Origin of the sequence: Rossellomorea vietnamensis NBRC 101237, from assembly GCF_001591825.1 — a bacterium.
Taxonomy (GTDB): domain Bacteria; phylum Bacillota; class Bacilli; order Bacillales; family Bacillaceae_B; genus Rossellomorea; species Rossellomorea vietnamensis.
Genome location: NZ_BCVQ01000005.1, coordinates 143,440 through 155,522, shown reverse-complemented (window position 1 = coordinate 155,522; position 12,083 = coordinate 143,440). Strand labels below are relative to the sequence as shown.

Genomic DNA, 12,083 nt, shown 5'->3' with positions numbered 1-12,083 from the left:
AATAGTTGAACAATGGCGGCTGCTTGTTCAGCAAACGCTACCGACAGTTCAAGAATTTCTTAAATTAATTAGTGTTTAGTTCTTCTGAAATATCTATATAAACTTACTAATCCTATTATAATTAAAACGGTCAGAGAAGTGCCGTAAAAAAGAGACTTAAATGTGTAACTAAGCGAATTCATACTATTAACCATAGCAGAACCTAAAACAAAAAATAAAACCACTACCAGCACTAAACCATTTTTCATATACCTTCCCCCATAAAAATAACTCCCATATTCTATAATACTGCCCTTTACTTGAACAGAGGGCGGCTGCTTGCTCAGCAAACGCCCCCTAAAACTGAATAATGTTATTCAATCCAAATTAATGGTTTCCTTTAACATTTTTTCATCTTCATTTTCCCACTCTACCTTTAAAATTATCTTTTCAGCAAAGTCATTAATTTTATCTGTCGTACCAGGTCTTGAACCTCCACTCTGTAATATCTTAATGTTTTTTCCCTCTGATGTGCCAGAACCTTCTCCAGAGGGATAGGATAAGTAATATTTAACTTTTTTTGGGATATAGTTATTCTGGAATTTTAGGTTCCCCCCAATATAGTATTTGTCCTCTTCCTGGGAGCTTGTAAAGACAACTTCTATTTCCGCATTCCAAGCTCTAGAATTTCCATTTAGTACACGGGTTTCATCTCTTTCGCCACCATTACACCCTGTCATAATAAGGAATATAATAAAAACGATAAATGCTAATTTTCTAATGTTACCACCCTTCCATACTTTCAAGCTTACCTTCAAAGTTGTTCTTCCGTTAAACTGCCCTTTACTTGAACAAAGGGTGGCTGGTGGTTCGCAAACTTTTCTTAAAGTAAAGAATTTTACTTTAGAGCTATATCGTATAGATAGTTAACTACATCGCCCATTCGCCAAGCAATAATAGCCAAACTAATTGCTATCACCGCTAAACTTCCAACCTTAATTAGTTCTACGGTATCCTTCTCCAATATGCTCTCCCCCTAAAACTAAATATAATTCGTAATTCAACTAAACTGCCCGTTAATCGAAGAAATGAAGATTCGTAATCTTTAAATTTATATTACCACATAATGTTAAAAACCCTTCATGCATCAGATGCAAATCGCATCACCCTTTTTCTCATGTTTACACAACATCCTCCACCCACTCGCATATACATGATACAAGCCTAGAGAGGAGGGAAATGTTTGAAACAACGTTATATACTCTGTTTACTCATCACAGGGGCACTCATCTACTACGGAGCCCCACGTATGTCTATTTTTGCAGAAGGCCTACAAGGGTACTTCGCCATCGGCTGGCTCATCCTCGCCACCTGTGTCCTTGCCGGTAACCTCGCAGCCCTGCTTTACACACCAAAAGGAACAGGCAAGGGTAAAAAGTTTAAATCGAAGCCTGTTCGTAAGGTGAAATCACGATCATTTGGGTAAAGAAAAACGGGGCTTGTATCACTCAAAGCCCCGATTAAATTGAAACACCGCGCTTTTCACATTATAATAAACATATAAAGTAGGACGTTATAAAGAAGGGTGAAAAGCTTGGCTACAAAACACGAACAAATACTGGAGTACATAGATACCCTGCCTGTCGGAGAAAAGATCTCCGTCCGCCAGATCGCAAAAGCACTGACCGTCAGTGAAGGAACGGCATATCGGGCGATCAAGGATGCCGAAACGAAAGGCTACGTCAGCACTATCGAACGTGTCGGAACGATCCGCATCGAACAGAAGAAGAAGGAAAATATCGAGAAGCTCACTTACGCAGAAGTGGTCAACATCATCGATGGTCAAGTACTCGGTGGACGATCCGGCCTGCATAAGATGCTCAACAAGTTTGTCATTGGAGCCATGAAGCTTGAAGCCATGATGAGATACACTGAAGCCGGGAACCTTTTGATCATCGGGAACCGGACCCAGGCGCAGGAACATGCCCTGCGTGCGGGAGCAGCCGTCCTGATCACCGGGGGATTTGATGCAGACGAAGACGTCAAGAAGCTCGCGGATGAACTCGAACTCCCGATCATATCGACTTCCTATGACACCTTTACCGTCGCCACCATGATTAACCGTGCGATTTACGATCAGCTTATCAAGAAAGAGATTGTGTTAGTGGAAGACATTTTAACGAAAGTGGACGATACGATTTACTTGCACCTCGATGACACGTTGGAAGAGTGGTACGAAAAGAATCAGTACACATTCCACAGCCGTTTTCCAGTCGTGGACCGAAACTTGAAAGTCCATGGTATGGTGACGTCAAAAGACGTCATGGGTCAGGAAAAGTATGCGGGCATTGATAAGATCATGACGAAGCAGCCGATCACCGTCAGCCCGAATACTAGCGTCGCCTCCGCCGCCCACATCATGATTTGGGAAGGGATCGAATTACTTCCTGTCGTCAATGAACAGAACAAGCTGCAGGGGATCATCAGCCGTCAGGACGTCTTGAAAGCCCTGCAAATGATCCAGCGTCAGCCGCAGGTGGGGGAAACGATCGACGACCTCATCTCAAACGCAGTTGAAGTAGTAGGGGAGAAGAAAGACAACAAAGAAATCTACCAATTTGCCGTTACACCGCAGATGACAACGGGGATCGGGACGCTTTCCTATGGTGTCTTCACCACCTTAATGACTGAAGCCGCCAACCGTGCACTGAAGCCGTACAAAAAAGGCGACCTCGTCATCGAAAACATGACTATTTACTTTATCAAGCCTGTCCAAATGGAAAGCATACTCGAAATCCATCCAAAGGTACTCGACGTAGGGAGAAAATTTGGTAAAGTGGATGTAGAAGTATATAACGAAGGCGTGCTCATGGGGAAATCCCTGATGATTTGTCAGTTGATTGACCGGCATTAATCGGTAAAACAAAAAGACTAGATGGGCATCTAGTCTTTTACAGTACTTTATTGGTTATCCAGTTCCTTCGCTTCTCTCTGTGCAAAAGGAAGCACGTGCTTGTACATCTTATATCCAGCCCAGCAGCTACCAAGTCCTAAAAGGATGAACAGCGTGCCGATGACATACGTCAGTGTGCCAGGGAATAAAAACAGCTGATTGATCCCGAACAGGGCAACGAACAGCCCAAGGGCAATGCTTGCTTTCGCCGATAACCATTTCTTTTCCATCGGTCGTCTCGTTCTCACTTGTCTTATTTTATAAAAGACATAGAACGTGAACGTAACGACAATCAGTAATGCGAGAAAATACATAGTTTTTTGTCCTCCATCGTTGACATCTCTCGCTACTATTTTACAGATAACGGAGCAGAATGCCAAATATAAATTCCACTACAAAGGAGATTCCCATGAAAGAACAAATTCTGAACCTCATCAAACAATACGAAACGATCATTGTACATAGACATGTCCGTCCAGACCCGGATGCATACGGATCCCAGGGAGGACTCGTGGAAATGCTGAAAGCCTCTTTCCCTGAGAAAAATATTTATGCCGTCGGGAAAGAAGAGGAAACGCTCCATTACTTAAAGCGTCTCGATGTTATCGAAGATTCCGTATTCGAAGGAGCCCTGATCATCGTATGCGATACGGCCAACGAAGAACGAATCTGTGACCGTCGCTACAAACTCGGCGATCTGCTTGTGAAAATCGATCACCATCCAAACGAAGATGCATACGGGGATCACCTCTGGATTGATACAACAGCGAGCTCCGTCAGTGAAATGATCTATGAATTTTACCAGTTCGGAAAAGACAAAGGATTGACCCTTCCTGATGCAGGGGCACGACTATTGTTCGCAGGGATTGTCGGCGATACGGGCAGATTCCTGTATCCAAGCACGACCCAGAAGACGTTTGACATCGCGGGTGAATTGATCCGCTATGATTTTGACCGGAATGAATTATTCAATAAAATGTATGAAGTTGATTCCAACGTTACGAAGCTCAACGGATATGTCCTGCAAAACTTCGAGATGGATGGGGATGGCTGCGGCATGATGGTCATGACGAAGGATATCCTTGAAGAACACGCCGTCGTACCATCTGAGGCATCCCTTCTTGTCAGTACGTTGGGTAATGTAAAAGGCATGAAAGCATGGGTCTTCTTTATTGAAGAACATGATCAAATCAGGGTTCGCCTTCGCTCGAAGGGTCCTGTCATCAACACAATCGCCAAAAAGTACAACGGTGGAGGTCATCCCCTTGCGGCTGGCGCATCGATTTATTCATGGGAAGAGAAAGAAGAAGTGATGAAGGATTTACAGGAAGTGTGCAGGAATCACCAATAAGTTTTACGAAGAGTCGGCGAATGCCGGCTTTTTTTTGTGCAAAAATATTTAATCCCAATCTAGGCTTCTTCACCAGTCACAACACCCAGCGAGCGAACATAAATTATTGAGGATGATTCACATTTATCGTGCTTTTGCCTAATAGAAACTCCATGTTGATCGATAAGAAAGCCTTATAGTACTTTTTTTGGGAGGTAATGAGGATATGAATAATTTTCATAATGAACTTCAGAATTTGAATGTAGGTGATTTCCAGGCAACGCAGCCCGTTTCCTGGGATCAGAATATGTATGACCCGAATGACGAACGACTTTTCCTTGGATTTGGAGGCTGTTTCGGCTTTGGATTCGCCTGCTTCTTTAGCTGCTTCGGATGTGGCGGGTGTTTCCGTTGCGGAGGCTGCGGCAGATGTGGTGGATGTGGACGCTGTGGCGGTTGCGGCAGATGTGGACGCTGCGGTCGTTAGGAGAATATCGGTTTCAAATGGATCCCTGCGTGATTGCAGGGATCTTTATTTTATACATAAGGGACAAATTGAAATTCATACGCTAATAATGACAAACAAAATATAAATGAGATAAGCGGGGGTTAGGAGGATTGCTATGGGAAAATTGAACCCTTCTATACGTTTAAAAGTGAAGAGGGATACGTTTTATCTCCCTGAGCGGGACAGCGGCGTGTATTTCAGGAATAACCTATGCTCTTTCCGGATGGAGGGAAGCGGCATTGATCAGTGGGTGGAAAAGCTCTTGCCGATGTTCAATGGGGAGTACTCCCTTGAGGATTTGACGAACGGACTGCCTGATCCTTATCGAAACAGGGTCATGGAAATAGCAGAGGTGTTGCTTAAGAATGGATTTGTCCGGGACGTAAGCAGGGACTTGCCACACAATTTGCCCCGACACGCAATGGAAAAATTCGCTTCACAGATTGAGTTCGTCGATAGCTTGGCAGATTCAGGTGCTTCACGGTTTGAAACCTTCCGTCATGCCAATGTTTTGGCAGCGGGGTCTGGTCCCCTTCTGACTTCATTGGTTTCATCCCTCATTGAATCCGGGTTGGCGAAGCTGCAGGTACTCGTGACCGATGAGGTGCCTACGAATAGACGCAGGCTGAAGGAACTTGTGGACCATGCCCGTAAAACTGACCCCGAGGTAGAGCTTCATGAAGTGGGATTCAGTGGATCCGGATGGCGGGAGACGATAAGACCTTACGATTCGATCTTATATGTGACGCAAAACGAAAACCTCGAGGAATTCGACCTGCTTCATGCCATTTGCAGGGCAGATCAAAAGCTCTTAATTCCGGCGATTTGTCACAAGCAGACATGTATCGCTGGACCAATCGTCCATCCTGATTCGGAGACGGGGTGGGAATCTGCCTGGAGGCGTCTCCACGGGACTGCCTTGCAAAAAGAAGAGGAGTACCATGCTGAGTCGGCAGTACCTGGTGCGATGATGGCGAACATGATTACATTTGAACTATTCAAAGAAATGACAGGAGTAACAAAACCGGATCAGCGAAACCGTCTTTTTCTGTTGGATACCGAAACACTGGAAGGAAGCTGGCATTCCTTTTTACCTCATCCCTTGGAAACCAACATTGGAGCTGAACCGGTTCTGAATTTTGAATCCAGGCTTGAACAGGGGGGAGAAAGGTCGGATCCTGAAAAACTGCTTTATTTCTTCAGTCTGCTGACGTCTAAAGAGACGGGGATTTTTCATGTATGGGAGGAAGGGGATACGAAGCAGCTTCCTTTGGCTCAATGCCGCGTTCAGCCTGCCGATGGACGTTCTGAAGGTCCGGCAGAACTCTTGGATGCGGTGGTCTGTAGTGCTTTGACCCATGCAGAGGCACGTCGCGAAGCAGGATTAAGGGGAATAGAGAGATACGCTTCAAGGTTGGGAAGCATGATGGTCCCTCATGATATAGGGGAATACATGGCGGTCTGTACAGGGGCGACGTTTGCGGAATGCATGGGCCGCGGTTTGCAGAGTTGTTTGACCGATGAGCTAAGAAAAAAAGAATCCGTTCAAAAGAACAGCATTTCTCGTATTGAACTGGAAGCGGTTGAGGATGAAACATGCCGTTTTTATCTAAAAGCACTGACCACGATGCAAAAGGAACCTGACATCGGATTAGGAGAAGATGTGCATGGATTTCCGGTTGTCTATGTCCGTGGAAGAAATGGCTGGTACGGAAATACCGGTTTTACAATCACCAAGGCGCTGAGGAACTCCCTGCAGCAAGCACTCTTTCAATCCCAGAACGGTACGGATGCATGCGACGCACATCCTGTTGCCGTTGCTTTGGAGAAAGAGAATGTACAGAGAATCATCATTCCGGCGGGTGAAGATCGGATCGAACCTGATCATCTGAAAGAAGCTCTCTACACTTTAAAATTGAATCAGAAACAGGTAACGGTATATGAATTGGATATTGAACCTGTATTCAAGCAGGAGCTGGAAGGCGTATTTGGTGTGCTGCTGCGAGAGGAGGAAGCCTAATGAGTTCTTTCGTAGTGATTGTGGGGGAGGGTATGCTTTCGGACCGTGTCTGTGCGCAAATGTCAGCCCGGTACCCCATTTTCAGGCAAAAGACTGTTGAAACGACCTTCCCTGCGAATACAGATTTAGTACTGGTGTTGGATGATGCTTGGAATCCAGCTGTCCATCAAATGGCAGAAGAAGTCATGAGGGAGACTCGGGTTCCATGGCTGAGAGGCTTCGTCTCGTTTGGAGAAGGGATCATCGGGCCACTGGTTCAGACCGACACACCGGGATGCTCCCAATGTGCCGACCTCAGGCGTCTCCTTGGAGGAAAGGAACGGCATGAGATGCGGGAGGTGCAGGGTAAGCTCGCTGAAATCGGTGGAATGACGAAGGATCCCTGGGCTTCTAATACCGGATTATCGCATATGGCTCACATCATCTCTGCAGAAGCTTGCCGGGTCCTGGAGGGTGCAATGCCACGTTCTCAAGGGAAGATATGTTTGACGGAATTGAAAACATTGAAGAGCTCCTGGCATTCCTTCGTCCCCGACTCATTATGCCCGAGCTGCAGTCAGATTCCTGACGATTCAGCGGAACTAGCACGTGTTACCCTCAACCCCAGCCCGAAAGTCCGAGCAGACAGTTTCCGATGTACTCCTTTGGATGAATTGAAGTCAGTACTTGTAAACGATTATTTGGATAACCGGACCGGGCTTTTTAACAGCAAGATGTATGACTTGGTGACACCGTTTGCCGATGCGAGCGTCAATATGCCGATGATCTCCGGTGGTGATGAAGGGACGGCCGGACGGACTCAAGCTTACTCAGACAGCGAGCTGACCGCCATCCTTGAAGGGTTGGAGCGTCACTGCGGATTGGAGCCCCGGGGCAAACGGACGGTTGTCCATGAAAGCTACCGGAAGGTGGAGGAACATGCATTGAATCCCCTGGAGGTAGGCGTGCACACCGACGGACAGTACGCCATGCCGGGATTCCCATTTGAAAAGTTCGATCCTGACAGGAGGATCGACTGGGTGTGGGGATACTCCCTCATCGAAGAGCGGCCGATTCTCGTCCCGGAGCTCCTTTCCTACTACAGTCTGGGTTGCGGTTCGTCCGGTTTTGTCTATGAAACGTCCAATGGCTGTGCCCTCGGGGGAAGCAGGGAGGAAGCGATTTTCTACGGAATCATGGAGGTGGTCGAACGGGATTCATTCCTGATGACCTGGTATGCAGAACTGGGTCTGCCTCGTCTCGATCCGTTTACTGCTGAAGACGAAGAGCTGCAGTTAATGATTGAACGGATGCGGGCAGTCGCAGGGTATGACCTCTTTTTATACAACTCTACCATGGAGCACGGAATCCCAAGCGTTTTTGCCATGGCCAAGAACAGGAAGGATACGGGATTGAATCTGATCCTTGCGGCAGGAGCACATCTGGACCCTGTAAGAGCGGCAAAGAGTGCGATTCAGGAGCTTGCCGGGATGATGCTGAATCTGGATGAAAAGTTGGAGAAGAACAGAGCGAAATATGAAAAGATGCTGTACGATGATTCCCTCGCGAGACAGATGGATGATCATGGCATGTTGTATGGATTGCCCCAGGCGGAGGAACGTTTCAGCTTTTTACAGGATCGTCCTCTGAGAAGTTTCCAGGATGAATTCAAATGGAATTCCCGTCACACGGATCTAACGGATGATCTGAAGGATATTCTTGAAAAATTCCGAAGCCGGAATCTTGATGTCATCGTTGTGGACCAAACCGCGCCGGAACTTGAAAAGAACGGACTACACTGCGTCAAAGTCTTGATTCCGGGTATGCTTCCCATGACGTTCGGGCACCATCTCACCCGGCTGACTGGCCTAGAAAGGATCCTGAACGTCCCGGCAGAACTGGGATATAGGGACCGGCCGTTGACATTTGATGAGCTCAATCAAAAACCGCATCCGTTTCCATAAGGTGTGAGGAGGTAAGGAGGATGAGTCTGGAAGAATTTCTGCACAATCTGCAATGTGATATCAACCGGGCCAACCAGCCCAACTGGGAAGTGGACTGGGAGGATGCGCCCCTTCCCTATAAGCTGTACCGGGGATTGCCGGTTGTACCATTGTCTTTGGAGGTTCCATTGTCACTCACCGGGGAGCAGCCGCCGTTGAAACCCGATGTAGAAAGAATCGGCCATTTTCTCTGGTATGTGTACGGCATCTCCGGGGTAAGCCAGTCGGAGCATCCCGATGATTTCGGGGAGGAGTCGTATCCCATCCACTCCTATCGGCGGTTTGCTCCATCAGGGGGTGCGCTGTATCCGAACGAACTCTATCTCTATATAAAACTCGATGATTTGCCCCAAGGAATCTATCATTATGATCCCGCCCACCACCGACTGGTCCTGCTCCGGGACGGGAATGTTGATTCGTACGTAGAACGGGCACTCGGCAATCGCTCCGACATCTCGTCGTGTTTTGCCACGGCCTTTGTGTCGGTGAGATACTGGAAGAACTTCTTTAAATACAATAACTTCTCCTACCGCCTGCAGGGGCTCGATGCCGGCGTCCTGATGGGGCAGCTCTTGGAAACATCCAAACAGTTCGGATTCGAGACAGGGGTCTATGCTCAATTTCTCGATTCCCCGATCAACCATTTGCTTGGACTGACAGAGGAAGAGGAAAGCGTCTATTCCGTCATCCCGCTTTCGGTTGCTGCAACGAATTGGGGCAGCAGGGGGATGGAGAGGGAAGTCACCGCTGAAGAATTATGCCGGGAGCTGCCAACTATTTCTCTTGGACATTATGAAAAGTCTGAAAAGGTTCGGGAGTTTCCTAGGTTGCTGGAGGTGAATGAAGCTTCTAAACTCGAATGTACCGGTGATTTTCAAAAGTTAGCGAAACAACCGGGTATGAGAGCGGGAGAAAAAGAAATCCTTCTCCCGGAAATCGAGTCCGGTACGTATGATTTTGTGGAAGCATGCAAAAAGCGCCATTCTCCGGAAATGGATTTTGTCATGGGGAAGGTTAGTCAGGAGAGGCTTGCGGATTTATTGAAAAGGGCCACTCATTCATACTCGTTTAGAAGTGACCTAGACTACATTTTTGACAGTGTAGAACCTCGTGTTTCCATATACGGCTGTTTGTATAACGTAGAAGGAATACCAAATGGTGCATACGCATATGACAGCACCCGCCATTCACTAAGGGAAGTCGGCACTGGGGATTATCGTCTCCAGCTGCAATCAGGGCTGTCGCTGGATAACGTCAATTTGTTGCAGGTGCCGATGTGCCTTCATATCATCGGGAATAAAGATTATTTCAAGGATTCCCTTGGCTACAGAGGGTATAGGATCATGCAAATGGAAGCGGGAATGCTCGTACAGCGCCTGCTCTTGTCTTCGGCCGCCGCCGGATTTGGGGGGCATCCGCTGCTTGGGTTTGATACGGCGGTGACGGATGGGATTTATAGGTTGGGTTCTGAGAACTTAACGACCTTGATTCAGATTCCGATTGGACCTTATCGGGAGAAGGCTTGGTTGAGGGGGAGTTTGTTGAGTTGAGGATGAGGGAGCAACGGGGACAGGTCCATTGGCTCTTTGAATTGGAGTCGAGGTACCTGTCCCCGTGGCGCATTTCTTCCACATGAATAAAGAAAATTCGACACCTCGGAATGATTATCCAATATCTCGCATGATTTCTTTTAAACTAGCACGATTATGATGATAGGCGCATGATTAAATCAAATGCCGCACGATTCTTGTAAATTCCGCACAATTCTGTTTGATGCTCTTTATCTAATATGCGAGCTTGGACGGGGATATGGTGAATCTTTAAGAGAAACATAATAAACGTCCCTCAGGCAAAACAAGGGGACGTTTTTTTGATGAAAAGTTGGACAGGTGATTTTCTTATTAAACAGTCGCACTTTCTATATCTGCCTTCAATTCCTTAAACCATTTTAAGTTCACTAAATGGTGAGAACGGGAATTTTCGTTCATGCGACCAAAATAATCAATTTGACCAGGTGATTCTTCAATGGTAGCCAAGTACTCATCGAGAAGAGCAATTCTGGCTTCCGTTTGATCAATTTGAGATTGAATTAACTCCAATAATTTGTTTTTATCGTATACATCTGCAAAGAGTAATGCCCCATAGACCGGTAAGTTGACATACTCGGATTTCGTTCCGTGTTTGGCCATTAATTTATGGAATTCTTCTATTCCTGAAGACGTTACTTTAAAGGTGTGAATGTCACGACCGTTGTTTGGACGTCCTTCATTTGTTTCTTCAATCAACCCTTTTTCTTGGAGTTGTTGCAAATTGTAATAGAATGATCCCTTCGTATAGTTAACGATATATTTATAATGTCGTTTTTCCATTAAACTTAATAGTTCGTAGCCATGGGCGCCAGGGTTTTGAATAAGTAATCCAAGGATGAGTAAGGGAATCAAGGGTGCATCACCTTCGCCATCTGTGCTTCAAATTCAGCGTATGTGATGTTGCCCAGAGCTAAATTCATACTGTGAATATAGATTTGTTCATTTTTTGAATAGGTATGATTTATCTTTAGTGATTGATTTTCATCCGCAAGGGGCCCAGAGATATGACACCTTTTCGAAAATGCCTCAAAGTAGCGAAAACCGAACTTGCGTTGTGAAACGGCGTTCAAATGAATTCCATCCGGATTGGCAGTTAGACCTTCTGCCGATACAAAATAACAATTTGGCTGCTCATGAGCAAACCGACGTAATTCTTGGTTGATTTCTTGATACTCTGAGGAGTACTTTCCGAAACCATCTTTCCCTAAGAAATGACCCAGCTCACCAATGATTAATGGGACATCTTGAAGGTTTAATTCGTTACGTAACGTTTCAATGATAAGCGATAACTTTTCATAATACGTCTCATGTAGAGACTGGTGGCTGTCACTTTCACCCTGATGCCAAAGGATGCCACAAATTTCACTCGTTTCAAGAGCAAATCGGGCTTCAGACAAAGCATGTCGGAAGAGTGTGCCTTGAGGATGCCAATCGTTCAAGGAACTGCCACCTTCCGCACAAGGAATCAACCCGATTTCGTCATCCGGATTAGCTTTTGAACACAGGTCGGCAAAAGAGGCTGCCAGACTAACTCCAGCAACAGGACGGTCATAATTAATCGGCTCGGTCATCATTTGCCACTGTCCGTTGCGAAGCATCTTGATTTTTTCATTATAGATAGGATCTACCTCATGCAAGAATCCACGACCGGCCATATTCGATTGTCCTAGCATTAAAAAAGATTTAATCATTACAGTTTCATTCCTTTACACGATAGTCTAA

The 12,083-nt window shown here is 46.2% G+C and carries 12 protein-coding genes; 7 read left to right on the top strand and 5 right to left on the bottom strand.

Annotated elements, in window-relative coordinates; genetic code table 11:
* Window positions 1-356 precede the first annotated feature (356 nt).
* Both BVI01S_RS04910 and BVI01S_RS23080 read right to left on the bottom strand, forming a co-directional pair.
* Complete coding sequence (locus BVI01S_RS04910; protein ID WP_156029936.1) at window positions 357-785, bottom strand: hypothetical protein; 429 nt, start codon at window positions 783-785, stop codon at window positions 357-359.
* Between the two features lie 92 nt (window positions 786-877).
* Entirely contained in the window at window positions 878-1,003 is a 126-nt protein-coding gene (locus BVI01S_RS23080) for a hypothetical protein (protein ID WP_280512981.1), read from the bottom strand.
* Window positions 1,004-1,222: 219 nt separating this feature from the next.
* Between BVI01S_RS23080 and BVI01S_RS04905 the strand changes: the two genes are divergently transcribed.
* Window positions 1,223-1,465: a hypothetical protein gene (locus BVI01S_RS04905; protein WP_061809476.1), complete on the top strand. Its 243-nt coding sequence runs from the start codon at window positions 1,223-1,225 to the stop codon at window positions 1,463-1,465.
* A 108-nt stretch (window positions 1,466-1,573) separates the two neighbouring features.
* A complete protein-coding gene (locus BVI01S_RS04900; RefSeq protein ID WP_061809475.1) occupies window positions 1,574-2,893 on the top strand; it encodes a DRTGG domain-containing protein in 1,320 nt (439 codons plus the stop codon).
* A gap of 47 nt (window positions 2,894-2,940) precedes the next feature.
* On the opposite strand, the gene BVI01S_RS04895 is transcribed toward BVI01S_RS04900, so the two are convergent.
* The gene (locus BVI01S_RS04895; protein WP_061809474.1) at window positions 2,941-3,246 is read right to left on the bottom strand and encodes a YtpI family protein; all 306 of its coding nucleotides are present in this window, start codon (window positions 3,244-3,246) and stop codon (window positions 2,941-2,943) included.
* A 95-nt stretch (window positions 3,247-3,341) separates the two neighbouring features.
* On the opposite strand from BVI01S_RS04895, the gene BVI01S_RS04890 reads away from it, so the two are divergent.
* From BVI01S_RS04890 to BVI01S_RS04870, 5 genes are all read left to right on the top strand, one after another.
* The gene (locus BVI01S_RS04890) at window positions 3,342-4,283 is read left to right on the top strand and encodes a DHH family phosphoesterase (RefSeq protein ID WP_061809473.1); all 942 of its coding nucleotides are present in this window, start codon (window positions 3,342-3,344) and stop codon (window positions 4,281-4,283) included.
* 205 nt (window positions 4,284-4,488) lie between these two features.
* Entirely contained in the window at window positions 4,489-4,749 is a 261-nt protein-coding gene (locus BVI01S_RS22110) for a heterocycloanthracin/sonorensin family bacteriocin (RefSeq protein ID WP_082804667.1), read from the top strand.
* Window positions 4,750-4,885: 136 nt separating this feature from the next.
* Complete coding sequence (locus BVI01S_RS04880) at window positions 4,886-6,790, top strand: putative thiazole-containing bacteriocin maturation protein (protein ID WP_061809471.1); 1,905 nt, start codon at window positions 4,886-4,888, stop codon at window positions 6,788-6,790.
* A complete protein-coding gene (locus tag BVI01S_RS04875) occupies window positions 6,790-8,733 on the top strand; it encodes a TOMM precursor leader peptide-binding protein (RefSeq protein WP_061809470.1) in 1,944 nt (647 codons plus the stop codon). Before BVI01S_RS04880 ends, BVI01S_RS04875 begins: the two co-directional genes overlap by 1 nt.
* A 20-nt stretch (window positions 8,734-8,753) precedes the next feature.
* Window positions 8,754-10,322 carry a SagB family peptide dehydrogenase gene (locus BVI01S_RS04870; RefSeq protein WP_061809469.1) on the top strand — a complete coding sequence of 523 codons (1,569 nt, stop codon included), beginning with the start codon at window positions 8,754-8,756 and terminating at the stop codon, window positions 10,320-10,322.
* A 351-nt stretch (window positions 10,323-10,673) separates the two neighbouring features.
* Here BVI01S_RS04870 and BVI01S_RS04865 read toward each other — a convergent pair whose 3' ends face one another.
* Complete coding sequence (locus BVI01S_RS04865) at window positions 10,674-11,213, bottom strand: PadR family transcriptional regulator (protein ID WP_061809468.1); 540 nt, start codon at window positions 11,211-11,213, stop codon at window positions 10,674-10,676.
* Window positions 11,210-12,052, bottom strand: coding sequence for a sialate O-acetylesterase (locus BVI01S_RS04860; RefSeq protein ID WP_061809467.1), 843 nt, complete (start codon window positions 12,050-12,052; stop codon window positions 11,210-11,212). The genes BVI01S_RS04865 and BVI01S_RS04860 overlap by 4 nt, the downstream gene beginning before the upstream one ends.
* Window positions 12,053-12,083: the final 31 nt, after the last annotated feature.

What these genes read in the sequence shown, in the direction of transcription:
- BVI01S_RS04880 (WP_061809471.1), top strand. Translation starts at nt 4,886, where the DNA reads ATGGGAAAATTGAACCCTTCTATACGTTTAAAAGTGAAGAGGGATACG.
- BVI01S_RS04895 (WP_061809474.1), bottom strand. Translation starts at nt 3,246, where the DNA reads ATGTATTTTCTCGCATTACTGATTGTCGTTACGTTCACGTTCTATGTC.
- BVI01S_RS22110 (WP_082804667.1), top strand. Translation starts at nt 4,489, where the DNA reads ATGAATAATTTTCATAATGAACTTCAGAATTTGAATGTAGGTGATTTC.
- BVI01S_RS04890 (WP_061809473.1), top strand. Translation starts at nt 3,342, where the DNA reads ATGAAAGAACAAATTCTGAACCTCATCAAACAATACGAAACGATCATT.
- BVI01S_RS04875 (WP_061809470.1), top strand. Translation starts at nt 6,790, where the DNA reads ATGAGTTCTTTCGTAGTGATTGTGGGGGAGGGTATGCTTTCGGACCGT.
- BVI01S_RS04870 (WP_061809469.1), top strand. Translation starts at nt 8,754, where the DNA reads ATGAGTCTGGAAGAATTTCTGCACAATCTGCAATGTGATATCAACCGG.
- BVI01S_RS04860 (WP_061809467.1), bottom strand. Translation starts at nt 12,052, where the DNA reads ATGATTAAATCTTTTTTAATGCTAGGACAATCGAATATGGCCGGTCGT.